The organism is Priestia sp. 179-F W1.4 NHS (assembly GCF_045369295.1).
GTDB classification, from domain to species: Bacteria; Bacillota; Bacilli; order Bacillales; family Bacillaceae_H; genus Priestia; species Priestia zanthoxyli.
In genome coordinates this window covers 54,811-79,584 of record NZ_JBIQFF010000006.1, presented here as the reverse complement: position 1 = coordinate 79,584, position 24,774 = coordinate 54,811, and the positions used below count along the sequence as shown (strand labels likewise).

23 protein-coding genes are annotated in these 24,774 nt (G+C 39.0%); 4 read left to right on the top strand and 19 right to left on the bottom strand.

The features are described from left to right. Positions 1 to 2: 2 nt before the first annotated feature. The 5 genes from ACH0CI_RS22345 to ACH0CI_RS22325 form a co-directional block, all read right to left on the bottom strand. Positions 3 to 986, bottom strand: a complete 984-nt coding sequence (locus ACH0CI_RS22345; protein WP_406902285.1) for an ABC transporter ATP-binding protein — start codon at positions 984 to 986, stop codon at positions 3 to 5. After that, entirely contained in the window at positions 986 to 2,008 is a 1,023-nt protein-coding gene (locus ACH0CI_RS22340; RefSeq protein WP_335708114.1) for an ABC transporter ATP-binding protein, read from the bottom strand. The genes ACH0CI_RS22345 and ACH0CI_RS22340 overlap by 1 nt, the downstream gene beginning before the upstream one ends. Positions 2,009 to 2,234: 226 nt before the next feature. Continuing rightward, a complete protein-coding gene (locus tag ACH0CI_RS22335; RefSeq protein ID WP_016763040.1) occupies positions 2,235 to 3,008 on the bottom strand; it encodes a DUF2268 domain-containing putative Zn-dependent protease in 774 nt (257 codons plus the stop codon). A gap of 106 nt (positions 3,009 to 3,114) precedes the next feature. After that, positions 3,115 to 4,356, bottom strand: a complete 1,242-nt coding sequence (gene fabF, locus ACH0CI_RS22330; protein ID WP_013055405.1) for a beta-ketoacyl-ACP synthase II — start codon at positions 4,354 to 4,356, stop codon at positions 3,115 to 3,117. A gap of 39 nt (positions 4,357 to 4,395) precedes the next feature. After that, complete coding sequence (locus ACH0CI_RS22325) at positions 4,396 to 5,334, bottom strand: beta-ketoacyl-ACP synthase III (RefSeq protein ID WP_013081747.1); 939 nt, start codon at positions 5,332 to 5,334, stop codon at positions 4,396 to 4,398. Positions 5,335 to 5,590: 256 nt separating this feature from the next. Here ACH0CI_RS22325 and ACH0CI_RS22320 point away from each other — a divergent pair, with 256 nt between their 5' ends. Continuing rightward, the gene (locus ACH0CI_RS22320) at positions 5,591 to 5,791 is read left to right on the top strand and encodes a hypothetical protein (protein ID WP_028412375.1); all 201 of its coding nucleotides are present in this window, start codon (positions 5,591 to 5,593) and stop codon (positions 5,789 to 5,791) included. Between the two features lie 28 nt (positions 5,792 to 5,819). Here ACH0CI_RS22320 and ACH0CI_RS22315 read toward each other — a convergent pair whose 3' ends face one another. The 3 genes from ACH0CI_RS22315 to ACH0CI_RS22305 all read right to left on the bottom strand — a co-directional run bounded on the left by ACH0CI_RS22315 (position 5,820) and on the right by ACH0CI_RS22305 (position 7,898). Beyond that, positions 5,820 to 6,014 (bottom strand): ComZ family protein, encoded by a 195-nt coding sequence (locus ACH0CI_RS22315; protein ID WP_013081746.1) that lies wholly within the window; start codon positions 6,012 to 6,014, stop codon positions 5,820 to 5,822. 77 nt (positions 6,015 to 6,091) lie between these two features. After that, on the bottom strand, positions 6,092 to 6,976 hold the full coding sequence (locus ACH0CI_RS22310) for an NAD-dependent epimerase/dehydratase family protein (protein ID WP_033578042.1): 885 nt from the start codon (positions 6,974 to 6,976) through the stop codon (positions 6,092 to 6,094). 181 nt (positions 6,977 to 7,157) lie between these two features. Continuing rightward, positions 7,158 to 7,898, bottom strand: a complete 741-nt coding sequence (locus tag ACH0CI_RS22305; RefSeq protein ID WP_013055401.1) for a hypothetical protein — start codon at positions 7,896 to 7,898, stop codon at positions 7,158 to 7,160. Positions 7,899 to 8,107: 209 nt separating this feature from the next. On the opposite strand from ACH0CI_RS22305, the gene ACH0CI_RS22300 reads away from it, so the two are divergent. Beyond that, the gene (locus tag ACH0CI_RS22300; protein ID WP_028412377.1) at positions 8,108 to 8,296 is read left to right on the top strand and encodes a YjzD family protein; all 189 of its coding nucleotides are present in this window, start codon (positions 8,108 to 8,110) and stop codon (positions 8,294 to 8,296) included. Between the two features lie 203 nt (positions 8,297 to 8,499). Beyond that, positions 8,500 to 9,384 carry an NAD(P)-dependent oxidoreductase gene (locus ACH0CI_RS22295; protein ID WP_033578041.1) on the top strand — a complete coding sequence of 295 codons (885 nt, stop codon included), beginning with the start codon at positions 8,500 to 8,502 and terminating at the stop codon, positions 9,382 to 9,384. Between the two features lie 42 nt (positions 9,385 to 9,426). Here the strand turns inward: ACH0CI_RS22295 and galT are convergent, their stop codons facing one another. Together galT and ACH0CI_RS22285 are read right to left on the bottom strand one after the other, a co-directional pair. Next, entirely contained in the window at positions 9,427 to 10,950 is a 1,524-nt protein-coding gene (galT, locus tag ACH0CI_RS22290; protein ID WP_406902284.1) for a UDP-glucose--hexose-1-phosphate uridylyltransferase, read from the bottom strand. Between the two features lie 30 nt (positions 10,951 to 10,980). Then, positions 10,981 to 12,159, bottom strand: coding sequence for a galactokinase (locus ACH0CI_RS22285; protein WP_033578039.1), 1,179 nt, complete (start codon positions 12,157 to 12,159; stop codon positions 10,981 to 10,983). 338 nt (positions 12,160 to 12,497) lie between these two features. On the opposite strand from ACH0CI_RS22285, the gene ACH0CI_RS22280 reads away from it, so the two are divergent. Continuing rightward, a complete protein-coding gene (locus ACH0CI_RS22280) occupies positions 12,498 to 13,391 on the top strand; it encodes an AraC family transcriptional regulator (RefSeq protein ID WP_257041996.1) in 894 nt (297 codons plus the stop codon). Positions 13,392 to 13,419: 28 nt separating this feature from the next. On the opposite strand, the gene ACH0CI_RS22275 is transcribed toward ACH0CI_RS22280, so the two are convergent. The 9 genes from ACH0CI_RS22275 to argB all read right to left on the bottom strand — a co-directional run bounded on the left by ACH0CI_RS22275 (position 13,420) and on the right by argB (position 24,772). Then, complete coding sequence (locus tag ACH0CI_RS22275; RefSeq protein ID WP_014461601.1) at positions 13,420 to 13,671, bottom strand: hypothetical protein; 252 nt, start codon at positions 13,669 to 13,671, stop codon at positions 13,420 to 13,422. A gap of 188 nt (positions 13,672 to 13,859) precedes the next feature. Beyond that, the gene (gene clpB, locus ACH0CI_RS22270) at positions 13,860 to 16,463 is read right to left on the bottom strand and encodes an ATP-dependent chaperone ClpB (protein ID WP_098113542.1); all 2,604 of its coding nucleotides are present in this window, start codon (positions 16,461 to 16,463) and stop codon (positions 13,860 to 13,862) included. Positions 16,464 to 16,578: 115 nt separating this feature from the next. Beyond that, positions 16,579 to 16,758: a YjzC family protein gene (locus ACH0CI_RS22265; protein ID WP_013055394.1), complete on the bottom strand. Its 180-nt coding sequence runs from the start codon at positions 16,756 to 16,758 to the stop codon at positions 16,579 to 16,581. 128 nt (positions 16,759 to 16,886) lie between these two features. Next, positions 16,887 to 17,531, bottom strand: coding sequence for an SDR family oxidoreductase (locus ACH0CI_RS22260; RefSeq protein ID WP_155008534.1), 645 nt, complete (start codon positions 17,529 to 17,531; stop codon positions 16,887 to 16,889). Between the two features lie 102 nt (positions 17,532 to 17,633). Beyond that, positions 17,634 to 18,584 carry an ornithine carbamoyltransferase gene (gene argF, locus ACH0CI_RS22255; protein ID WP_028412383.1) on the bottom strand — a complete coding sequence of 317 codons (951 nt, stop codon included), beginning with the start codon at positions 18,582 to 18,584 and terminating at the stop codon, positions 17,634 to 17,636. After that, positions 18,581 to 21,691 (bottom strand): carbamoyl-phosphate synthase (glutamine-hydrolyzing) large subunit, encoded by a 3,111-nt coding sequence (locus tag ACH0CI_RS22250; RefSeq protein ID WP_034267693.1) that lies wholly within the window; start codon positions 21,689 to 21,691, stop codon positions 18,581 to 18,583. Before ACH0CI_RS22250 ends, argF begins: the two co-directional genes overlap by 4 nt. Further along, the gene (locus ACH0CI_RS22245) at positions 21,684 to 22,757 is read right to left on the bottom strand and encodes a carbamoyl phosphate synthase small subunit (protein ID WP_028412385.1); all 1,074 of its coding nucleotides are present in this window, start codon (positions 22,755 to 22,757) and stop codon (positions 21,684 to 21,686) included. Before ACH0CI_RS22245 ends, ACH0CI_RS22250 begins: the two co-directional genes overlap by 8 nt. 70 nt (positions 22,758 to 22,827) lie before the next feature. Further along, entirely contained in the window at positions 22,828 to 23,982 is a 1,155-nt protein-coding gene (locus tag ACH0CI_RS22240) for an acetylornithine transaminase (RefSeq protein WP_335707856.1), read from the bottom strand. Then, positions 23,948 to 24,772: an acetylglutamate kinase gene (gene argB, locus ACH0CI_RS22235; protein WP_335707855.1), complete on the bottom strand. Its 825-nt coding sequence runs from the start codon at positions 24,770 to 24,772 to the stop codon at positions 23,948 to 23,950. The genes ACH0CI_RS22240 and argB overlap by 35 nt, the downstream gene beginning before the upstream one ends. Between the last annotated feature and the right edge of the window lie 2 nt (positions 24,773 to 24,774).

Sequence of the window (24,774 nt, the reverse complement as noted above, 5' to 3'; positions counted from 1 at the left end):
TTTTACGAGTTATATAAATGGCAAGCTACTTGATGGCCAGGTCTCACCTCCTTTAAGGCAGGTTTCGCTTGGCTGCACTCTGCCATGGCATGTATACAGCGAGGATGAAACGCACAGCCTTTTGGCGGATCAATTGGACTTGGCACATCTCCCTGTAAAATAATGCGCTGTTTTTTCTTTCGTGGATCTGGTTCAGGTATAGCCGATACAAGCGCTTGCGTATAAGGATGCAACGGCTCTGCGTATAGACTTTTCTTATCAGCAATTTCCACTAAACCGCCTAGGTACATAACACCGATACGGTCACTCATATGTTTAACAACACTCAAATCATGGGCAATAAATAAAAAGGTTAGGTCGAATTCTTGTTGAAGTTCTTTAAGAAGGTTTAAAACTTGTGATTGGACAGAAACGTCAAGTGCCGACACCGGTTCATCAGCAATAATAAGTTTTGGACGAAGTGCAAGTGCACGTGCAATTCCAATACGCTGACGCTGTCCACCGGAAAATTCGTGAGGATATTTATAGTATGCATCTTCCGGTAACCCTACTTTTGTAAGTAGATTCATAACTTCTGATTTTAATTGATTGGTTGATTTTCCTGTAAAATTCCGAATTGGTTCAGAAATAACATCTCCAACCATTTGCATTGGATTAAGGGAAGCATAGGGATCTTGAAAAACCATTTGGAAATCTTGTCTAATTTTACGGAGAGAAGTTCCTCTTGCTTCTGTGATATCTTTACCATCGAAAATAATTTTTCCGCTAGTTGGTTCCAACAGTCTTAGAATCGTCCTTCCTGCCGTGGATTTTCCACAGCCAGATTCTCCTACCAGACCGAGCGTTTCTCCTTTTCGAATCGCAAAAGAAATACCATCAACTGCTTTTACATCACCAATTTTCTTTCGAAAAAATCCCCCGTGAATAGGATAGTAGGTTTTTAAATGCTGAACTTCTAGCAATACATCTTTCACCGCTTTAGTCATTAGCTTGTCTTCACTCCTTTTGACGGATAGCTGTTTTCATACAGCAAACACGCGACGTCATGCCCCTGTGAATCCTCGCGAAGAACAGGCGTAACAGAACTGCAGTCTTCCATTGCATGAGGACATCGGTTAACGAAACGACAGCCTGTCCGCGGCATGTTTACAAGAGAAGGCACAATTCCTTTGATTGTATTTAATACTTCTACATCATCTTCCATGCGTGGAATTGAGTGAAGAAGAGCTTTCGTGTACGGATGTTTTGAGGCATAAAATAACGTATCAACATCTGTATGCTCAACAATTTTCCCGCCATACATGACAATCACTTCATCACACATCTCAGCAACGACTCCTAAATCATGAGTAATCATAATAATAGACATATCATTGCTTTCTTGAATTTCTTTTAACAATTCTAAAATTTGAGCTTGAACCGTAACATCCAGGGCGGTTGTCGGCTCATCCGCAATTAAAAGTTTAGGCTGACAAGCTACCGCCATGGCAATCATGACGCGCTGCCTCATTCCTCCCGACAGCTGATGCGGATATTCATCGATGAGCTTTTCGGATCTCGAAATACCAACGCTTTTTAAAAGCGCAATGCTTTTTTCACGCGCTTCCGCTTTCGATATATTCATATGGTTAAACAATACTTCCTGCAGCTGATACCCAATGGTTAAAACAGGATTGAGAGATGTCATCGGTTCTTGGAAAATCATTGAGATGTCTTTTCCCCGAACATCATTCATCTCATCTTCTGATAAGTGCGTAAGATTCTTTCCGTTAAATACAACGCTTCCGCTTCTAATTTGACTATTTACTTTAGGTAATAGCCCAATAACGGATAAAGACAATACGCTTTTTCCACAGCCAGATTCTCCTACAACTCCTACAATTCGCTTTCGTCCGACTTGAAACGACACGTCGTCCACAGCATTATGCCAGGAATCATTAATGGAAAAAGCAGTTTGTAAATTTTTCACTTCTAGTAAAGGTGTTGATTCGACGGGCTTTTTATCCATTTATAGTGCACACCTCATTTTTCTAAAAATTGTTATATTTGAATAAGATATTATTACAATTTCATTACAAAATCAATATATTTTGAAAATTAATTATATTTTTTATTTTTAAAATAATGATTTTTGAATATCTCTTCAGCACTTTAACGCATAAACCTCCTAATTTTTTGTTGAAAACAGGATAAAATTTACTATTTTTTGTTTTAGGTATATAGAACTTATTTTTTTACAGTTGGAACGCAGATTTTTTTAAGATAGTATTGGTACTAAGAGGAAGCAGCTGGGTAGTAGTTAAAGTGTGAGGCTTCATACATGAAGTAACAAGATGATAGCCGATATTGTAGCCCATCATTTCTGGATACCAATTTTGGCCGAATAACAGTTGATCATATTTTTTTTCGTCAGCGCGCAGATTGTAATAAGGTTTAACATGCTTTTCCCACATTTTTTTAGCTTCTTCAATGGTATAATAATTTGTCCAAGGGGCTAAATATTTTTTACCACAATATTCCTCCACTGCTCTTTCAGCTAACCCTTCCATCATCATAGCGTCTAACAAAGTAATCGTTTCATCAGATTTGTTAATGGCTTTTAGCCTGCAAACGTGATGATATTCATGGGTAAGCACCGCTAACATTTCTTCATCGGATGTATGACTTGTCATAAACACAAATAATTTATCGGTAAAAGCGACACCTGCTCTTCCGTTAAATTCACGCTGCATTTTTCGATTTCGAGGATTGCTTGGAAGCACTAGCACCGCTACATCCGGCCCATTCCATGCTTTTTTAAGCTTTTCATAATGTGCTTTTACTTTCTTCCAAACCTGCCTTTTCTTCATTTCTTCTAATTCTTTTATAAACATTAAAGAAGGCGGACACATTCCATAGTTAAAAAGTAATTCCATATATTCTTTTTCTTTTAATTTCTTAAAATAGCGCGCAAGATAACGGCTTATTTCTTTCGGCTCCGTCCAAGTAGAAGTTGAAACAATCGGCATGTTTTCCCCTCTCTTTCTTCATCCTTTTGTTTCATGATATGTTCACAGCTACTCTTTTGGTTATTAAAAATAAAAAAAATTCTAGGCGTCAGCCTAGAATTTTTCATTATGCTTCGTACTTTTTAAAGATGATTGTTGCATTGTGACCACCAAATCCAAGTGAGTTGCTTAGCACCGCTTTTACTTCTTGCTTACGCGCTTTGTTTGGAATGTAGTCTAAATCGCACTCTTCATCGGGTGTTTGATAGTTAATTGTTGGAGGAAGAATACCGTCTTGAATTGCTTTCACACTAAAAATAGCTTCTACTCCACCAGCAGCTCCTAGCAAGTGGCCAGTCATTGACTTTGTTGAACTAATTGCTACTTTTTGAGCGTGGTCACCAAATACTTCTTTAATAGCCATCGTTTCAAATTTATCGTTGTACCCTGTACTTGTACCGTGAGCATTGATGTAATCAATATCACTTGGCTGTAGACCTGCATCTTCAATCGCATGACGCATTGCACGAACGCCGCCTTCTCCTCCTGGAGCTGGCGCTGTGATATGATGAGCATCTCCTGTTGAACCATAGCCCACAATTTCAGCATAAATACGTGCGCCGCGTGCTAATGCATGTTCAAGCTCTTCAAGCACAATAACACCCGCACCTTCTCCCATAACGAAGCCGTCGCGGTCTTTATCAAACGGACGAGATGCTGTTGCAGGATCTGGATTTGTAGAAAGTGCTTTATTCGCACAGAAACCAGCAATAGATAAACGCGTGATTGGTGCTTCCGTACCGCCCGTCACCATCACGTCTGCATCTCCGCGTTGAATGACTTTAAATGCATCACCAATAGAGTTTGTACCTGTTGCACACGCCGTTACCGTACAAGAGTTCACGCCTTTCGCTCCTAAAGCAATAGAAACTTGTCCTGTTGCCATATCAGGAATCATCATCGGAATAAAGAATGGACTTACACGGCGGGCACCTTTTTCTAATAACGTTGAATATTGATTTTCAAACGTTTCCATACCGCCAATTCCAGAACCAATCCAAACCCCGACGTTTGGAGCAATCTCTTCCGTAATAGTCAAATCTGCATCTTTAACAGCCGCCAATGCAGCTACCATCGCATATTGAGTAAAGCGATCCATCTTACGAGCCTCTTTGCGGTCAATAAAATCTTCCACGTTAAAATCTTTTACTTCAGCCGCTACTTTAGCAGGAAATTCATCTGCATCTAGTCTTGTTAAAGGACCAACGCCAGACACGCCTGCTACTGCGTTTTTCCAAGCTGTTTCTACGTCATTTCCAATTGGTGTAAGCCCACCAAGTCCTGTTACAACTACACGTTTTTTATTCATCGTACATTCATCTCCTTCAGTTGCTTTAAAAATGTAGTGTTATTTTCCCCATCTAATGGCAATAGCTCCCCATGTTAAGCCGCCTCCGAAGCCAACCATTACAATTAAATCATCGTCTTGAATTTTCCCTGCTTCAAGCTCATGAACAATTGAAATTGGGATCGATGCTGCTGATGTATTGCCGTAGTATTGGATTGTTTTAGACATTTTTTCTTCAGGCAAGTCTAATCGCTGTCTTGCAGCTTCCATAATACGAATATTCGCTTGATGAGGTACAAGAAAATCAACATCCTCTTTTGTTAAACCTGCTTTTTCAATTACATTAACAGCAGATTCCCCCATTTGTCGAACAGCAAACTTAAATACTTCACGTCCGTTCATGACAATATGATCAAGCTCGTTTTGATACAAGTGCTTGCCTCCTGTACCGTCGGATCCTAGTTCAAAGGATAAAATACCTCGTCCTTCTGACACAGGTCCCATTACAACTGCACCTGCTCCGTCTCCGAATAAAACAGCCGTGTTACGGTCGTCCCAATCTGTAATCTTAGAAAGCTTTTCTACACCGACCACTAATATATGCTTGTAAGCATTAGTTTCAATAAATTGCTTAGCTGTAATCATGCCGTACATAAATCCTGCACATGCTGCACTCACATCGTAAGAAGCTGCTTTTTTTGCTCCCAATTTTTCTTGCAGCATACATGATACTGTAGGAAACGGTTGATCTGGCGTTACCGTAGCAACAATGATCATGTCAATATCTTCTGCCTCGACGTTAGCTTTATGTAAAGCTTCAACTGCTGCTTTATAAGCTAAATCAGATGTGTCCTCGTTATCGGCTGCAATTCGGCGCTCTTGAATACCTGTGCGCGTACGAATCCACTCATCTGATGTATCCATTACTTTTTCAAGATCTAAATTTGTTACAACTTTCTCTGGTACATAACGTCCAATTCCTAGAACACCAGCGTTCATATCAACCTCTCCTTTAAATAAAAGGCTTATATTCCTATAAAACCTATATCTGTCATTTCATTTACCGATTATATAATCAATTATTATGAGTTGGTACTAATTTTACTTCATTTTTTATTTTTTGTCTATATGGGTGTTCGTCCTACTCAGGTATCTATCATGCTACATATAGTAATCATACGGGTCCCTCTTACTCTAGTATGGGACATTAGGTAAGAACTTACCCACCATTAAAATAGTGAAAGGAATGAGTATCATGGCAAGAAGACAAAGAAATGAAGCTTTTTCTGATTTTATGTTTGGAGCTGGGCGCAGAAAATCAAGAGAAGAAAGAGAGCGAGAGGAGTGGGAAAGATTATTCAAACAAATCGATGAAATTGTACTCGCCGTCGAAGAACTAGCTCCTCTTCTTAAACAGTTTGCCCCTTTAGTCGATTTATTTTACAAACAAAAATAACAGCTCGGATTCTACCGAGCTGTTTTCTTTAGTTGTTTTCATTTTCAGCTAATGCATCTTGCTTGCCAAGCTCATAGGCGTCGTTCATTACTTTTGTCAGTAATGTCAATACCGGCTGTACGTGTTCCATTGATAACTCAACGCCTGTTTCATCTAAAATCTGCTTTGCTTCTGGCAAGTACTTCATTGCAATTTGCATGAATTGCATATTTTGCTCTTCCATAGTGAAATCTCCTTTATTAAAAACATTTATTCCTCCTTATATTAGCGAATCTATTCTATAAGTACAACTTTCTCCTTTTAATGAAGAGGTAAAAAGAATGTTCTCATATGTTTTTTTTGCAGGTAAATGCCTTCTTTAGCCGTTACTTTGGAAGAAAAATGTAGCAGTTCTTTCGCTTTCCTGCTGATTTCATATTTTTCTTGAGCCGCTTCTTCCTTCACCTCCATATGAGTAATGTTTGCTCCAGCGCTCCAAGGCTGTAATTTTTCTTCAACTAAATGAACCACTTCATATGAATATGCACCAGTTTTACAGCGTCTGAGTGCACTGACGGCGTCTTCAATATAAATAATAAAATCCGTGCCTTCCATAATGGTAAAAGCTTCCTCGTACCCGGCAATATTTTTAGAATAGCACATTGACAAAGGCTGCCAAGGTCCGTAAAGAGTGGGCGTTCTGACAATCATAATGGGCCATCCATCATCTTTATATTTTTCTATCATTCGCTCAAAATGAACGTATAGCCTTCCTTCACTACTGTCCGGTTCTGGAATCGTTGTTTCTTCAATCTTTCGCTGCTGGTCTCCAAATACGCGCATGGTAGAAACAAACACAAATCGAATGTTGAATTGACGGCATTTATTAAGTGCTTGAATGAGTACTTGCTGCGCTTTTTGCATTTCTTGTCTTAAAAAATCAGGATGATAAAAATCTCCTCCATCGAAATACGTGAAGTAGACAATATCCGTTTCTGAGGTAATCATATCTAATGAATCGCCTACTTCAGTCGATACATAATTAGCGTTTCGCCCTAAGAAAAATTTCATCTCTTCCTGCAAATCATCTTCTTCTTTATGAGCAGAATGTGTATATCCTTTTACTTCTGTACCTTCGTCTAAAAAAGTCATACATAAATGAAAACCAATAAAGCGGTTTGCTCCTATTACTACTACATTTCCCATATCGCTTCCTCCAATTCTTCATTCATCATTTATTAAACAAAAGCTTAAAGCCCTATAGTTATAGAGAGTACTCATTCCTTATTTCAAAGTAGTTCATCCCTAAAAACATCATGAACTCTCTTTTTCCTTTTATCTCTTATACAAAAAGCCCCTATGATATGTATAATCATAGAAGCTTTGCTTATAACACTTTTTCATGCTGTTTATAAAATTGGAGAAGGGACCGTTCAAATAAATAGTTTTTTTCAGGCAAATAAAGTGAAAGCATAATCGGAGAGTGAAGTTCTTCACGATGTAGTTCATATTTTTTACTGTGTGCAATTGGATAATGAGTAGAGGCATTAGGCGCGGTCCATATCTTCACGGGCAGCGTTGATTTTAATTCCGTAACGGAAGGGTACTCCTTAATTAGCTTTGATACTTGCTTCCGCTCCACTTTATAAGCTTGAGTCAAGTCCTTCGTGAATTGTTTATAAAAGAATTTATTGTTTTTTTCATGTTCTGCATGCGTATGAAGATCAATACACGGATTTAGTAAACCAGCTGATCGAATGAACGTATTCCCGTCATTTTCCATTAGCTGCAGCGCTAACAGAGCCCCCATTCCTTCAGCTAAAATATGAATTCGTTTATTTAAAATTTCTTGTTTCATTACTAAATGATAAAGTTGTTTTGCAAGGTGATATGCTTCAGGAGACCCCCAATGCCGGCCATATAAATTGGAATAAAATACTGTGTATCCTTCATCTTGTAAACATTGCAACAGCTGTGACCTTCCGCCGTGCTGAATCCATAAGCTAGTTGAACTTTCAACAAAATGATCTTTATCACCCAATACTAACACACCGAAACCATTCGGTCGTTCAGGGACATGTACGACATTCCATTGCGTATCTAAGCTAAAAAAGCGTCGATGTATCATAGCTCTTCCTCCGTAACTTACTAGTTGTTCCATACAGTGTATGATAGAACCATAAAAAAGCGCACTAGAATAATGCCTATTTCTGACTTATTGCTCTTTTGTTTCTGCATGGGAGCACGCCCCTTATTTATTCATAAAAAATTCAATTTCTTATTTGACTGCTATATGCTAAAATGAAATCAAACTGTACTGTAAACGAGGTGAATAGAATGCGTGTCGTAATGGCTTTTGTTTGGGGCTTTTTACTAATGAATATGGCAGTGTACGTAATCTCTGCAATGACGGGCGGTACTTACAGTTTCGCAACCGCTTCCATCCTTGGAGTAGTTTTCACGCTAGTTGTAATTTTGATTGGAGAACTGGGTGTACCGAATAAACCAGCAAATAATCAACACTAAAAAGTGTTGGCTGTAAAGCCAGCGCTTTTTTTATTTTTTGGCATAGGTTCTTCTCAGTACTTTCTTTCCTTACCTCGTATTCAAGACATAGGACTGAGAGTGCTTTTCTCTATCTATATATAGTCGGAATCATTGATTATCCCAAACTTTAACTATATAATTTTAGAATAATCAAACTATTAACTTTAGGAGTGAATACTGCTGTGACTAAAGAAAAAATTGGTTTTATCGGAACAGGCGTTATGGGTCAAAGCATGGCCGGGCATTTAATTGACGCAGGATATGAAGTCCTTGTTTATACACGAACAAAAACTCGTGCTCAAGCACTACTTGAAAAAGGGGCCAAATGGAAAGAAACCGTTCAAGAAGTGGCCGAACAATCTGATGTTATTATCACCATGGTAGGCTATCCTCACGATGTAAAAGAGATTTATTTAGGAAAAGACGGCATTATACATAATGCAAAGAAAGGCTGCTATACAATTGATATGACGACATCAAGCCCTATACTTGCTCGTGAGATTTATCAAGCAGCAAAAGAGAAGCACATTCATGCCCTTGACGCTCCTGTTTCAGGAGGAGATATTGGGGCTCAGAAAGCAACCTTAGCGATTATGGTAGGAGGCGATTCTGAAGCATTCTCTGCCGTTACGCCTATTCTTGAAAAAATGGGGACAAATATCGTTCTTCAAGGAAGCGCCGGTGCTGGTCAACATACAAAAATGTGCAATCAAATTGCTATTGCCTCTAATATGATGGGTGTCTGCGAAGCGATACTTTATGCTGAAAAAGCCGGATTAGATCCGAATACCGTTCTAAAAAGTATTGAAACAGGCGCAGCGGGAAGCTGGTCGTTAAGCAATTTAGCTCCTCGCATGATTAAAGGAGACTTCGAACCAGGCTTTTATATTAAACACTTCATTAAAGATATGAAGATTGCCATTGAATCAGCTGAAGAAATGGAGCTGTATACACCCGGGCTAAAATTAGCAAAATCGCTTTATGAACAGCTCGAAAAACAAGGCCAGGATAATAAAGGAACACAGGCTCTGTATACCCTTTTAAAACAGCATGCCCTAACTGTATAAAGACAGGCAGCTCATTACGAGCTGCCTGTTTTTATTAATGATTTACGCTTCATTTAACGAATTCATAAAACGACTGAATGCGAGCTGCCCTTCAGCAGTTTGTTTAAACACACCTGCATGCTCTAAAATAGTCGCAAAGATCAAACCGAGCTCTTGTTGAAGAATGCTTTGGACATTTTCCACTTCAATATGCGGATATTTTTTCTTGATGTGTTCAGCCCACTTCACGTGTTTTTTCACTTGATCATGCCTGCTGGCTACTTCACTCAGGTTATTCTGAACTAACCCTTTGGCCACTAGACTCATTTCGTCTTTCAAACGACCGGGTAAAACCGCAAGTCCCATTACTTCAATTAAACCTATGTTCTCTTTTTTGATATGATGAACTTCTGCATGCGGATGATAAATGCCATCTGGATGCTTGCTGTTTGTTCGATTGTTTCGCAGTACTAAATCTAATTCGTACAAATCCCCTCTTTTCCTAGCAATAGGCGTGACCGTATTGTGAGGAGTTTGATCTGTAAAAGCTAAAATACCAGCACTTTGATCACTATATGATTTCCATTTCTTCAAAATGAAATCCGCTGCTTCCACTAATGGTGCAAGGTGCGAACTTTGAAGACGAACGACCGACATTGGCCAATGAACAATTCCAGCTTTCACGTTTGGATGCGCTTCAAGAGAGAACGATTTATTTATTCTTGCTTTAGCCATAGGAAACTCATGATAGCCTCCTTGAAAGTGATCATGCGTTAAAATAGATCCTCCTACGATGGGTAAATCTGCATTTGACCCTAAAAAATAATGTGGGAATTGTTCAACGAAGGCAAGCAGCCGCTTAAACGTTTGCTTTGAAATATGCATAGGTGTATGCTCACTCGCAAAAACAATGGCATGTTCATTATAATAAACGTAAGGTGAAAACTGCATGTACCACAGCTCTTCCTGCAATTCCACAGGGATAATCCGGTGATTTTGGCGAGCTGGGTGGTTAATGCGGCCTGCATAGCCAGCATTTTCTTTACAGAGCAGGCATAGCGGGTAGTTGCTTTCTTTCAGTGATTTGCTTGCTGCAATTGCTTTTGGATCTTTTTCCGGCTTAGATAAGTTGATAGTAATTTCAAGTTCTCCAAAGTCAGTGTTTGTTACCCATCTTTCGTTTTTAGCAATTCGATCTCTGCGAATATAGTGAATGTCTTTTGACAGCTTATAATAATAGCTTGTGGCTTTTTGAGGGTTTTGCTGATAGTGATCGTAAAAGGTTCGATTAACCTCTGAAGGCATGCTTGCAAAGCATCCCATTATTTTGGTATCGAATAAATCTCTATATGTGATAGAATTATCGGCGATTCGATTGTTTTCGGCAGCCCAATCAAGCATGTTATCTAAAATAGTAGCTGGATGTTCCAAACGTTCTTCTTTAACTTCTACCGTAATACATTCGTCGAGTTCTAACACTTCCAGCAGTTTATTTCTCACCACATCTATATCCCATTTTGTTACTAGATTCTTTTGTAAACCATATTGAATAAGTCGGGTGATTTCTTCATGAATGTTGACTGACATACACTCGTTCCTTTCTCTATCTGTTTTCTCTTATACTGCTTCTAATGTGAGTTCACGCGCTCCTTCTCCAACCGTAACCACATAAAATTCAGCTTCTAAACTCGTTTGCTTATAATAAGCGTCTTTTACTTCCTCAATAAATCTATCAACCTGTGCTTTTTTTACGATACTGATTGTACAGCCGCCAAAGCCTGCACCCGTCATGCGTGATCCAATCACACCTTCTTGCAACCAGGCTGCTTCTACAAGAGCATCTAATTCTTTTCCACTTACTTCATAGTCATCTCGCAGCGAACAGTGCGACTCATTCATCAATTGACCAAATCCTTTTAAATCGCCGTTTTGCAATTTAGCAACCGCTTCTTTTGTGCGTTCATTTTCATATACCGCATGTTTAGCGCGCTTACAATCTACTTCGTTTTGTATTAAAGATTTGTGCTTTTCAAATTGTTCTTTCGTTAAATCACCAAGCGAATCAATGGAAAGTGAAGTTTGCAAATCTGATAGTGCTCTTTCACACTCCATACGGCGCTCATTATATTTTGAATCTGCCAGCCCTCTTCGCTTATTTGTGTTAGAAATAACGAGCACAGCATCTGTTAGCTGCAGCGGGCTATACTGGTATTCAAGAGTCTGGCAGTTTAACAATACGGCTTGATTTTCTTTTCCCATTCCAATTGCAAACTGATCCATAATCCCGCAGCTTACGCCGATAAATTCATTTTCAGCTTGCTGCGCCATTTTTACAAGGTCCATCATATCAATATTCAATTCAAGAATTTTATTTAAAAGTACACATGTGACTAACTCAATTGATGCCGACGATGAAAGCCCTGCTCCGTTAGGAATGTTGCCGAAAAACAAGATATCAAAACCAAAAGGAAGATCATATCCGTGCTTTTTAAAGGTGTCCATTACTCCTTTTGGATAATTAGCCCAATCATCCTCGGTTTTGTACGTTAATTGCTCTAAAGAGGATTCAATAACGCCTGCTTCAGAGAAGTTTTTAGAGTACATACGTATTTTTCGATCATGACGTTTTTGTACTACCGCATACGTTCCTATACTCAATGAACAAGGAAAAACATGCCCTCCATTATAATCAGTATGTTCTCCAATTAAATTGACACGCCCTGGTGCAAAAAAGCAGCGAATAGCTTCTGACGAATGAAATATTTGTTTGAACTCTTCGATTAATTTTTCCAGCATTTATTATCACCTATTTTAAGTAGTTTTTTGGAAACGGATTCATATGTACATTGTAAAGTCCAATTTTCCTTGCCTCAATGGTAAAATTACTATCGATAATCGGTACTTTTTTGCTTATCACTTTAAAAATGATTCTTTTAAATTGATGATGAACTGCTCTTGCGCCAAAAAAGTGTTATCTTCATGGGAGCCTTGACTTGCAAATTATAAGAAAATAATAGATTTAGAGACATTCACTAAAAATAATCATGATATTTTCAAAAAATTATAGAAAAATGAAAGCGATTACGTTAAAGTAAGAATTAAGTACTACTTTATTTCAAAAAGAAGGTGAAAATTTGCTCTCACATTTCCAAGCTCAAGAATATTCAACGTACGCATACAGGTTTTTAGAATCCCGCACAAACGAAGTTGCGCAGCTCTGGTCGGTTGGATGGGATGAAGTTTTCTCGCCCCTTTATAACTGGAGCGGAAATCAGCGAAAAGATGTAGGAAAATATATTTTTCAATACACGGTTTCTGGGTACGGGATGATTGAAATAGATGGACAAGAATATAAAGTGGATGCTGGGAAAGCATTCATCGTCAATATACCTGGAAATTATCGCTATTACTTACCAAAGGAAAGTGAAAACTGGGAGTTTATTTTTCTTACATTATACGGAGATGAAGTACAAAAATGCTGGGATTATATTCAGTCAGCCCACTCCCCTGTAATTAGATTTCACCCTGAATCAGCACCTGTTCAGCTGCTTGCTCAAATATATAAGAGGGCAAGTGAAAAACATATAGCAGATCCATTTCATGCCTCAAGCTTATCTTACCGCTTTGTAATGGAGCTGTATCAATATATTAAAAGCATGGACAGTTTTACAGAGGATTGGCCTGAAAGTATCATTAGCTCTATTTTATTTGCCCGCAATCATTATCATGAAGAAATCGGTCCGGATGAAATGGCAGATGCAGCTCATTTATCTCGCTATCATTTTAGCCGGTTATTCAAACAAACAACAGGGATTACGCCGATTCAATATTTAACGAAGCTTCGCATTCAAAAAGCGGCCGAGCTATTGCATCAAACCAAGTATTCAATCGAAGAAATTGCTGAAAACGTCGGCTATGCAAATGCCAATTATTTAACAAAAGTATTTCGCAAAACAACCAATATGACACCCGGGCAGTATCGAAAAAGTGATGCATCCATTGATGAACACTTTGCATTACCAAAATAAAAACGACTTCCATAAAAGGAAGTCGTTTTTATTTTTTATCGGGAATTTCTACTACCACAGAACCTTTTTCGTAAATAAAAGTCAATTTTTTACCCGGGATAATCATATTTTCTAAAATATCTCGTGCAGCTTGAAGTGCAAACTCTGTCCGTTCTGCCTTTTCCTGCACTTCTTCATTTTCAGCTTGAAGATCATTTTTATCCAGCGCTCTTATTTTAGTTAATGCCTGATCTATAAAATCGTATGCTTCGTCATATATAAGCTCTATACGGTCCTTCATGTGCTCATTCATGCTCCTTTGCCCATTTTGTATTATCATAAATGAATTAGATATATTCTACAACCTAAAACTGAATAAGTTTTTACGCTTAGCTCTCACGTATTTTTTTTATTTATTTTAAAAGGGATGCTGCTCTTAATAGCAAAAAAAGACCATTCAAATTATTATGAATGGCCTTTTTAGAAAACTTATACGCTGACAACAAACTCATCATCTTTTACATCAACTGTCACTTGACTATAATCTTCAATTTGCCCTGCAATTAATTCTCTGGCAATTTTTGTTTCAATATATTTTTGAATAAACCTTTTTAAAGGGCGCGCTCCGTATACCGGATCAAACCCGGAGGCTGCAATATGATTTTTTGCTTCTTCTGTTAACATTAACGAAATATGACGATCGGATAAACGCTTTTCAAGCTGAAGCAATAGCTTATCAATAATTCCCTTTACTTCATGAACAGTTAGCGGTTTGAATAAAATCGTGTCGTCTACTCGATTTAAAAATTCTGGGCGAAAGTGCTGTCTTAATTGAGCCATCACTTGCTCTCTGGCTTTTTCAGTAATCTCGCCTTCACTTGTTAAACCATCTAATAAAAATTGAGAACCAATATTTGACGTCATAATAATGACTGTATTTTTAAAATCAATGACTTTTCCTTTTGAATCTGTTGCTCTTCCATCATCTAGTATTTGAAGGAGCACGTTAAATACTTCGGGATGAGCTTTTTCAATTTCATCTAACAAAACGACTGAATAAGGCTTGCGTCTCACCGCTTCCGTTAGCTGTCCGCCTTCTTCATACCCTACATAGCCAGGAGGCGCTCCTATAAGCCTAGAGACCGCATGCTTTTCCATGTATTCAGACATATCAATACGAACCATTTGTTCTTCGCTGTCAAATAACGAATGTGCCAACGTTTTGGCTAGCTCCGTTTTTCCTACTCCGGTAGGTCCTAGGAAAATAAATGATCCAATTGGGCGGTTCGGGTCTTTAATGCCTGCCCTTGCGCGAATCACAGCATCTGTAACTAAGGATACGGCTTCGTCTTGTCCAATCACACGCTGCTGTAAAATTGACTCAAGCTTCAACAGCTTTTCTCTTTCTCCTTCAACTAGTTTCGACACCGGAATTCCCGTCCATCTTCCTACAATTTCAGCAATTTCTTCTTCCGTTACCTCTTCTCTTAACAAACGGTTTTCTTGTGCTTTTTCAGCAGCTGTTTCTTCCAGCTGTTTTAGTTCTTTTTCAAGAGCTGGAATGCGTCCGTGGCGAAGTTCGGCTGCTTTATTTAAATCATATTTCCCTTCAGCTTCTTCTAGGTCTCGCTTCGCTTTTTCGAGCTGCTCCCGGACATCTTGCACCGTTTGAATCGACTGCTTTTCTTTTTCCCACTGCAGCTTCATTGTATCTGCACGTTCTTTTAAATCAGAGACTTCTTTTCGAATTGCCTCTAACCTTGTGATGCTTGCTTGATCTGTTTCTTTACTTAATGCCGCTTCTTCAATTTCAAGCTGCATGACACGTCGCGTTACTTCATCTAATTCTGATGGCATCGAATCAATTTCTGTTCGAATAGTTGCGCATGCTTCATCAATTAAATCAATTGCTTTATCAGGTAAAAAGCGATCTGAGATATAACGATCCGACATAACCGCTGCTGAAACAATCGCCCGGTCATGAATATTTACACCGTGATGAATTTCAAATCGTTCTTTTAAACCACGTAAGATAGAGATTGTATCTTCTACTGAAGGTTCTTCAACCAGCACCTGTTGAAAGCGTCTTTCAAGAGCTGGATCTTTTTCAATATACTGACGATACTCATCAAGAGTTGTAGCTCCTATACAGTGAAGTTCTCCTCTAGCAAGCATTGGTTTTAAAATATTCCCTGCATCCATCGCTCCGTCCGTACGACCTGCTCCAACGATTGTATGAAGTTCGTCAATAAATAAAAGAATTTGACCGTTGCTTTTCTTAACTTCTTGAAGAACAGCTTTTAAACGCTCTTCAAATTCGCCTCTGAACTTCGCTCCTGCTACTAAAGCTCCCATATCTAATGAGAAGATGGTTTTATCTTTTAATCCTTCAGGCACATCTCTACGAACAATGCGTTGTGCTAGACCTTCAACAATCGCTGTTTTACCAACGCCAGGTTCTCCAATCAAAACTGGATTGTTTTTTGTTTTTCGCGATAAAATGCGGATAACGCGGCGAATTTCTCCGTCTCGTCCAATGACTGGATCAATGTTCCCTGCTCGTACTTCTGCCACTAAGTCTCTTCCATATTTAGCTAACGCTTCATATGTAACTTCCGGATTTTGACTTGTAATTCGCTGATTTCCTCGAAGGCTAGTAAGCACATCTTGCAAAGCTTTTTTTGTTATACCGTGACTTGAAAATAACTTGCCATATTCACTAGAAGACGGTTCCTGTGCTAAGGCTAAAAAGATGTGCTCAACTGAAACATAATCATCTTGCAGACGAGATGCTTCTTCTTGAGCTTTGACAAACAGCTGCTGAAGTTTATTTGTAATATAAACTTTCCCTGCTTCAGCTCCACTTCCTGTAACAGCAGGTTTTTTCGCAAGCAGTTGATTTACCTGCTGCTGAAAAGATTGATGATCTATATGTAAATGATCTAATATGCGAGGAGCAATACCATCTTGCTGATGAATAAGCGTATAAAGCAAATGAGCAATATCCACTTCCTGCTGATTTCGTTTAATAGCTTCGGACTGCGCTTCCATCACGCCTTCTTGCAATTTTTGGGTCATTTTATTTATGTCCATTGAACATCCTCCTTCGATACATTTGACCTTTATTGACCTTTATTTCATTATACCCAGCAATGGGAAAACAAGTAAAGCCATTCAATTTAGAATGGCTTCTTTATTTTTTTACTATTTAAGGCTTGCGCATGTATGTCCAGTGGCGATCATCGTTTGCCGTCTCTGGAAAACGCTCTCCTGCTTTTAATTTAACCTTTTGAGGATTATTTACGTTGCTTCCTGTTTCACCAATTTCAATATACACTCCGTTATTAGGAGCTTTTTGACCCGGTGTGAAATGACGATTTTGTCCCATTGTCCTGCCTCCTCATTCCTGAAATGAAATGTTCTCCTATACTATTCCCTTAAGATTTCCGTTTCATAATGGAGATGTTTTCATATTAGGAACAAAAAAGAGCAGACCTTTAGATCTGCCCTTTTGTATCAATGAGTAAATTTAATAGCTTGTTCAATTTCAGTTTCTCCGGCTAACATTTCAAACGTTTTTCCTATCGTAGCTTCTTCGTTTAGGCATTCTACAAGCACGCTTGCTACATCTGCTCGAGGAATCGTCTGAGATTTATCTTCAATATCATTATTGATATCAATTTTTCCAGTAGCTGAATCATTCGATAAAGTTCCTGGTCGTACAATTGTATATTGCAGATTAGACTGCTTTAAGTATTCATCCGCTATCGCTTTAGCACGCAGGTAAAGCTGTAAGCCTTCTGGTCCTTGTTCAGGTGCATCTGTTCCCATTGAACTTAACATAACAAAGCGCTTCACACCTTGATTTTTTGCTTCATCAATGATATTTTTAGCACCGTTTTGATCCACAGCGATTGTTTTTTCGTCTCCCGTATGTCCTCCAGAACCTGCTGCAAATATGACAGCATCCATACCTCTTAAAGCATCTGAAACATCTTGCTCCAAGTCACCAAGTACAACGTTAGCGCCCAGCTTTTTTAAAGCGTCTGCTTGTTTTTCGTCGCGAATCATCGCATAAGCTTCATGCTGCTTGCTGTTTGCGACTTTTTCTACCACTTGTTTTCCCGTTGTTCCGTTTGCTCCAACAACTAATACTTTCATCATAAATCACCTTTCGTTCTGTTTAGTATACAACTGGTGTTCCCACAATTAATTCCCTTTAAACAAAAAAACCTTTCTGATATTCTCAGAAAGGTTTTTTTCTTAGCCTAAAATTGCTTGAAGCAAGGCCTTTTGTACATGCATACGATTTCCAGCCTGCTGGAAAACAACCGAATTTGGTCCGTCAATAATGCTTGCTGTCACTTCTTCTTCACGATGCGCAGGCAAGCAGTGGAGAAATAAATAGTCTGACTTCGCATGGGCAGCTAGCTCTTCATTTACTTGATAAGGAGCAAATATTTTCAAGCGCTGCTGTGCTTCTTCTTCCTGTCCCATACTTGTCCACACGTCTGCATAAATAGCATCGGCATTTTTTACAGCCTCTACAGGATCTTTTGTAATCGTAACCTTCGCACCCGTTTTAGCAGCTACTTCATTAACATAAGCTGTTACAAAGTCTTTTGGCTCATATCCGTCAGGGCATCCAATTGAAATATCTATTCCCATTTTTGCACATGCAATCATTAAGGAATGCGCTACATTATTTCCGTCTCCAACATAAGCTACTTTTAGCCCATCAAATGATTTCTTGTGCTCGTAAATCGTTAATAAATCAGCTAGAGCCTGACAAGGATGATAATCATCTGTCAAACCATTAATAACGGGAATGGATGCGTAATCTGCAAGCTCTTCGATCTTGCTATGTTCAAACGTACGAATCATGATAGCATCGATGAATTCAGATAGTACGCGTGCTGTATCAGCAATCGTTTCTCCGCGTCCAATTTGTAAATCCTGGCTGCTTAAAAAGAGGGCGTTTCCTCCAAGCTGCATCATTCCCGCTTCAAATGAGACTCTTGTTCTTGTTGAAGATTTTTCAAAAATGAGCCCCAGCGTTTTTCCTTTTAACGATGTGACGATTTCACCATTTTTATGCTTTTCTTTCAGCTCAATGGCGCTTTCTAAAAGTGACATAATATCGTCTGATGATAAATCTTTAAGCGTAAGCAAATCTTTTCCCTTTAAATTCGTATTTACCGATACTGTACTCATGATACTGTCACTTCCTTTTTAGTTTTTTGAAACCATTCTTGTAGTGATGAAACGTGATATTCATCGACTTGGAACGATTGGAAAAATAGCGAAGCCGTTTCTGCCTCCGTCATAACCATTAAACCGTGTTTTAATGCTGACATACGGCTTTCTTTATCTTCAGGCTGTAAACTTACATATAATAAAGCTTCTTTCGTTTTTACCCATTCACTAACTTCTTTATCTTTAACAAGAGTTAATCCCGCGCTTTGCGCAAGTTCTTCAAGGCCCTGTGCTTCTCCGTTAATATACACTTCTGCAGCACCTTTTTTACTTAACACATACTGATGGAATACTTTTTTTGCTGCTTCTTCAATCGTTGAAGAAATCGCAATTCCTTCACCAGTTGACTTCATTTCTGGTCCAACAAGCGGATCAACTCCTGATAATTTACTTGTCGAAAACACTGGAAACTTAATAGTTGTATAAGCCGGATCCGGCAATAAACCTAGCTTCTCGCTAATTTCCGACAATGATTTCCCAAGCAATATTTGAGTTGATAGCGAAACAAGCGGCGTGTTGCACACTTTGCTTACTACAGGCACTGTACGGCTGGCACGCGGATTAACTTCCAGCATGTAGACTTCATCGTTGTAAATAACATATTGGATATTCATAATCCCTTTATATTGAAGTTTGTTTACAATTTTTTGAGCGTAGCTCACCATTTTTTCTTTATGTGCTGCTTCTACTGTTTTTGCTGGTAAAAGCGCATAGCTGTCTCCTGAATGAACGCCGGCTTTTTCAATATGTTCAACGATTGTCGGAATCAACACATCTTTTCCGTCTGCTACAACATCAATTTCTGCTTCTTTTCCAGGGAAGTAAGCATCAATAAGCATTGGGAAATGAGACGCTTTAATAGCTGGTAAACAAGCCTGCAGCTCCGTTTCATTTTGAATTGTCAGCATTCCTTTTCCGCCAATGACGTAAGAAGGACGAATAAGTAATGGGAATCCCATAGCTTTTGCTTTTTGTACAAGTTCTTGCTCATCTTTCGCCATTTCACCTGGGATATGCGGAATATCACAGTCGTCTAAGAGCTTATAAAACAGGTCGCGATCTTCAAGTGCATCAATAACATCATTTGTAATCCCTAGTAAATTGACGCCAGCTTCTTCTAGCCCTTTAACAAGCGAAATAGCCGTTTGACCTCCGTATTGAACAATTACATCCGTCACATTTTCAGCATCAAGAACGTTTAGCACATCTTCTACTGTTACAGGTTCAAAATATAAGCGGTCTGCTACTTCAAAATCCGTACTTACCGTTTCTGGATTGTTGTTAATTAAAATTGTTTCGTATCCTTCTTTTTCAAGAGCTAACACACCGTGTACAGAGCTGTAGTCGAATTCTACTCCTTGGCCGATACGAATCGGTCCAGAACCGATAATCGCAACTTTTTTATTCGTTGATGGTTCAATCTCACTCTCGCCATAATAACTAGAGTAGAAATAAGCCGTAGAGGATTCGAACTCCGCTGCACATGTATCTACCATTTTGTAGCTTGGCGTAATATGTAGTGCTTTACGTTTCGCTCTTACGTCAAGCTCTGGCACGTTCCATACGCTTGCTAGATACGCATCTGTAAAACCATGCTCCTTCACTTGCTTGAAGTGTTCAGCTGTAATGGAATCAAAACGTACTTCCTTCAAAGAGGCTTCCATTTTAATCAGCTGCGTAAAGTGTGTTAAATAGAAATAATCAATTTGCGTTACTTCATGGATATACTCAGGCGTTGTACCGCGACGTAAAAGCTCAAGGATAACAAAAATACGCTCATCGCTTTGTTCGTCAAGCTTGCTTTTTAATTCATCCGTTGAAAGTTCTTGCAGTTCTTCTACTTCCAATCCTTGTAAATCAATTTCTAAAGAAGACAGTGCCTTTTGGAAGCTACGTGTAAAGTTACGGTCAATAGCCATTACTTCTCCAGTTGCTTTCATTTGCGTGCCAAGCGTTCTCTCCGCGTAGAAAAACTTGTCAAACGGCCATCTTGGAAATTTCACTACTACATAGTCAAGAGCTGGTTCGAAGCTTGCATATGTGTCTCCTGTTACAGGATTTAATAACTCATGAAGCGTGTAGCCTACTGATAGTTTTGCAGCAATTTTAGCAATCGGATAGCCCGTTGCTTTTGATGCAAGAGCAGACGAACGGCTCACACGCGGATTTACTTCAATTAAATAGTACTGCTTGCTTTTTGGATCAAGCGCAAACTGAATGTTGCAACCTCCAATAATGCCAAGCGATGAAATAATTTTAACTGAAGCCGAACGAAGCATTTGATATTCCACGTCGGTTAACGTTTGAGAAGGAGCAACGACTACCGAATCTCCAGTATGAACACCCACGGGATCAATATTTTCCATGTTACAAATTGTAATGCACGTATTGTTCACGTCACGCATAACCTCGTACTCAACCTCTTTAAATCCAGCGATGCTTTTTTCAATTAAGCATTGAGTAATAGCACTTTCACGTAAACCTGACGCTGAAAGTTTTTCAAGTTCTTCCATAGAATGAGCAATTCCTCCGCCCGTTCCGCCTAACGTATAAGCAGGACGTACAATAACAGGAAAACCAATTTTCTCGGCAAAAGCTAATGCTTCTTCTACTTTTGTGACAACTTCACTTTCCGGCACCGGTTCATTTAGTTCATTCATTAATGCACGGAACTCTTCACGGCTTTCACCTTTTTTGATTGATTCAATCGGTGTTCCTAAAAGTTTCACATCGTATTTTGGCAAAATATTTTGTTCATGAAGCTCAAGGGCTAAGTTTAAACCCGTCTGTCCGCCTAATGTAGCTAACAAACCATCCGGCTTTTCTTTTGCAATAATTTTCTCTACGCAGTCTACTGTTAATGGTTCAAAATAGATTCGATCTGCTACGTGAGTGTCCGTCATAATCGTAGCTGGATTATTATTGATTAAGATAACTTCATAACCTTCTTCTTTTAATGACAAGCATGCCTGAGTTCCTGAATAATCAAATTCTGCTGCTTGCCCAATTACGATTGGTCCTGATCCGATTACTAAAATCTTTTTTAATGTTTGGTCTTTAGGCATATACTTTTCCGCTCCCTACTTGCTGTACTTTCGTCATAAATTCATCAAAGATATACGTGCTGTCACTTGGTCCAGGATGTGCTTCTGGATGATATTGAACCGAAATAACAGGAAGGTCTTTATGCATTAAACCTTCAACCGATCCGTCATTCACATTTTTAAATCGAACGCTTAATGGCGTAGACGTAATCGTCTGTTCATCTACGACATAGCTATGGTTTTGAGACGTCATACACACTTTGTTAGTCGTTAAATCAATTACAGGCTGATTAGCTCCTCGGTGACCGAACGCCAGCTTTTTGGTTTCTGCCCCAAAAGCAAGCCCAATTAACTGATGTCCAAAGCAAATTCCCAAAGTTGGGTACGCTGAAATAATTTCTTTTAATTCATCCAGCTGACTGCTTACTTGAGTTGGATCTCCAGGTCCGTTTGATAAGACAATGCCATCCGGCTGCAGCTCTTTTACTTTTGAAGAGCTTGTAGAATAAGGAACAACCGTTACTTTGCACTCTCGATTTAGCAGCTCTTGTAAAATTGATTTTTTATAGCCAAAGTCCATTAATACAACGTGTTTTTCACCGTTTCCGTAAGTAACAGGCTCTTTTGTTGACACTTCTTTTACTACATATCCATCGCATTCAGCAGTAAATGCTGGCGGCTCAGCAGATGCCGAAAAGGCAGATTGCATCGTACCTTCTTTTCGAATTCGTTTTACGACCGCTCTCGTATCCACATGTGTAATAAGCGGAATGTTCCATTTCTTTAAATATTGTTTGAAGCTGTACATCGCTTCGTAATGGAACCCTTCATCTGAACATTCGTATACGACAACGCCTGCTACGTGAGGCTTTTTGCTTTCATAATCTTTCTCATTGATACCATAGTTCCCAATCAAAGGGTACGTAAAGACGATAATTTGATCTTTGTAAGATGGATCAGTCACAACTTCTTGATAACCAGTCATTCCAGTAAAGAAAACAATTTCTCCTTCTGCCTGGTGCGTTGCTGTATGTTCAATGTGTCCGGCGAACGAATCGCCGTTTGCTAAGTGTAAATATCCGTTCATTGTGCATCCCTCTTCGAATAATTATTTATAAAACAGAATTTTTATACAAACATATTCAAAAAAATTTGTATTATGAAGTAATTTTTGTTTGGCTAAACGCTTCTTCAATGATATGAATCGCTTGGTCTAACTCTTCTTTTGTTACAGTTAAAGGCGGCAGCAATCGTACTACATGCGGTCCTGCTCCCAGTGCTAGCAATCCTTTTTCACGCATTGCTGCAAGCAATGCCGACTGATGTTCTCCGCAATCAATTCCAATCATAAAACCTTTTCCGCGAACATCTTTTACAAATGAATAATCTGCTACGCTATTTTTCAAAGCGTTGGTAAAATAAAGGCTTTTTTCTGCAACCTCTGCTAAAAATGCTTCGTTAAAAATAATGTTTAAAGTTGCTTTGGCTGAAGCTAATGCAATTGGATTTCCTCCAAAGGTTGTTCCGTGAGTACCAGGTCCAAACGCTTCTTTGAGATAGCCTTTTCCAATCATCGCACCAACCGGCATTCCGCTTCCTAACCCTTTAGCTGCTGTAATAATATCTGGTGACACATTAAAATGCTGATAGGCAAATGGTTTTCCTGTTCTGCCGATTCCAGTTTGCACTTCATCGACTATAAACAGTGCTTCGTGCTTTTTACACAGCTCTTGAATAGTTAATAAAAATGCTTCGGTTCCTGGAACAACTCCGCCTTCTCCTTGAATGACTTCAACCATAATTGCTGCTACGCTGTCGTCCATTTCCTGTTTTAATGCTTCTTCATCATTGTATGGCACGTAAACAAACTCATTAACAAGAGGACCGAAGCCATCATGAATTTTTGCCTGCCCTGTAGCTGTCATGGTAGCAAATGTACGTCCATGAAATGATTTTGTAAAGGTAATGATTTTATGTTTTTGCGTGTACTTGCGCGCTAATTTAATCGCCGCTTCGTTGGCTTCTGCACCGCTGTTACAGAAGAATACTGCATCACCGTTTGAATGTTCCACAAGCTTACCTGCTACATCTTCTTGAATCGATTGATGAAATAAATTTGACACGTGCCACACTTTATTTAACTGCTCTTCGATCGCTTTTTGAACATCAGGATGACGATGGCCTACGTTACAAACAGCGATACCTGAAATAAAATCTAAATACTCATTTCCTTTGTTATCTATTAATTTTGTTCCTTGCGCCTCTTCCACATGGATATCAAACCGTTGATATGTTGGAAACAATGAACTCATCGCTATCTTCTCCACCTTTTCCACTATATTTAATTGCTGTACCAATCAGCTTTCCTTCCTTATCTAAAAATCCATCAGTTCCGCTAATAATATGAACTTCTTCAAGTAAAGGAGATAACGCATTTACCGCTGATGTCACTTTTGGAATCATTCCGCCGTAAATTACTTTTTCTTCAATAAGTGCATCAATCTCTGACTTTGTAAGCTCAGGAAGCAATGCTCCATCCTTTAATACACCTTTTACATCCGTCACAAACATCAGCTTTTCAGCATTTACTGCTTGTGCAACGGCTCCGGCTGCCACGTCAGCATTAATATTATAGCTATTACCTTCTTCATCGGCTCCAATGGAAGAAATAACCGGAATGTACTGACTGTCAGTTAGTTGTTTTAATAATGTATCGTTTACGCCTCTTACTTCTCCAACGTAACCTAGACGTTCAACATCGATAGCCTCTGCTTTAAGCAAAGATCCATCAATTCCTGATAGTCCTACTGCTTTTAGGTTCGCTTTTTGTAGTTCTTTTACAAGATGCTTATTAACTTTGCCTGCTAATACCATCGTCACAACTTCTAATGCTTCTTTGGACGTTTTTCGAAGCCCATCTACAAATTCCGTTTCAATGTGAAGCTTGGTAAGCGTATCTTGAATATCAGGCCCGCCTCCGTGCACAACAATGATCTGATATCCACCCGCTTTTAACTGCTGAATACTTTCAAAAAAAGCGCTTGTTAACTGATTGATAATGCTGCCTCCGCATTTTACAACGACGATTTTTTCACTGCTCATTT

Excerpts from the sequence above, each read along its gene's own strand:
- ACH0CI_RS22345 (WP_406902285.1), bottom strand. The coding sequence starts at position 986 with ATGACTAAAGCGGTGAAAGATGTATTGCTAGAAGTTCAGCATTTAAAA.
- ACH0CI_RS22340 (WP_335708114.1), bottom strand. The coding sequence starts at position 2,008 with ATGGATAAAAAGCCCGTCGAATCAACACCTTTACTAGAAGTGAAAAAT.
- ACH0CI_RS22335 (WP_016763040.1), bottom strand. The coding sequence starts at position 3,008 with ATGCCGATTGTTTCAACTTCTACTTGGACGGAGCCGAAAGAAATAAGC.
- fabF (WP_013055405.1), bottom strand. The coding sequence starts at position 4,356 with ATGAATAAAAAACGTGTAGTTGTAACAGGACTTGGTGGGCTTACACCA.
- ACH0CI_RS22325 (WP_013081747.1), bottom strand. The coding sequence starts at position 5,334 with ATGAACGCTGGTGTTCTAGGAATTGGACGTTATGTACCAGAGAAAGTT.
- ACH0CI_RS22320 (WP_028412375.1), top strand. The coding sequence starts at position 5,591 with ATGGCAAGAAGACAAAGAAATGAAGCTTTTTCTGATTTTATGTTTGGA.
- ACH0CI_RS22315 (WP_013081746.1), bottom strand. The coding sequence starts at position 6,014 with ATGGAAGAGCAAAATATGCAATTCATGCAAATTGCAATGAAGTACTTG.
- ACH0CI_RS22310 (WP_033578042.1), bottom strand. The coding sequence starts at position 6,976 with ATGGGAAATGTAGTAGTAATAGGAGCAAACCGCTTTATTGGTTTTCAT.
- ACH0CI_RS22305 (WP_013055401.1), bottom strand. The coding sequence starts at position 7,898 with ATGATACATCGACGCTTTTTTAGCTTAGATACGCAATGGAATGTCGTA.
- ACH0CI_RS22300 (WP_028412377.1), top strand. The coding sequence starts at position 8,108 with ATGCGTGTCGTAATGGCTTTTGTTTGGGGCTTTTTACTAATGAATATG.
- galT (WP_406902284.1), bottom strand. The coding sequence starts at position 10,950 with ATGTCAGTCAACATTCATGAAGAAATCACCCGACTTATTCAATATGGT.
- ACH0CI_RS22285 (WP_033578039.1), bottom strand. The coding sequence starts at position 12,159 with ATGCTGGAAAAATTAATCGAAGAGTTCAAACAAATATTTCATTCGTCA.
- ACH0CI_RS22275 (WP_014461601.1), bottom strand. The coding sequence starts at position 13,671 with ATGAAGGACCGTATAGAGCTTATATATGACGAAGCATACGATTTTATA.
- clpB (WP_098113542.1), bottom strand. The coding sequence starts at position 16,463 with ATGGACATAAATAAAATGACCCAAAAATTGCAAGAAGGCGTGATGGAA.
- ACH0CI_RS22265 (WP_013055394.1), bottom strand. The coding sequence starts at position 16,758 with ATGGGACAAAATCGTCATTTCACACCGGGTCAAAAAGCTCCTAATAAC.
- ACH0CI_RS22260 (WP_155008534.1), bottom strand. The coding sequence starts at position 17,531 with ATGAAAGTATTAGTTGTTGGAGCAAACGGAACAACGGGAAAACAAGTG.
- argF (WP_028412383.1), bottom strand. The coding sequence starts at position 18,584 with ATGAGTACAGTATCGGTAAATACGAATTTAAAGGGAAAAGATTTGCTT.
- ACH0CI_RS22250 (WP_034267693.1), bottom strand. The coding sequence starts at position 21,691 with ATGCCTAAAGACCAAACATTAAAAAAGATTTTAGTAATCGGATCAGGA.
- ACH0CI_RS22245 (WP_028412385.1), bottom strand. The coding sequence starts at position 22,757 with ATGAACGGATATTTACACTTAGCAAACGGCGATTCGTTCGCCGGACAC.
- ACH0CI_RS22240 (WP_335707856.1), bottom strand. The coding sequence starts at position 23,982 with ATGAGTTCATTGTTTCCAACATATCAACGGTTTGATATCCATGTGGAA.
- argB (WP_335707855.1), bottom strand. The coding sequence starts at position 24,772 with ATGAGCAGTGAAAAAATCGTCGTTGTAAAATGCGGAGGCAGCATTATC.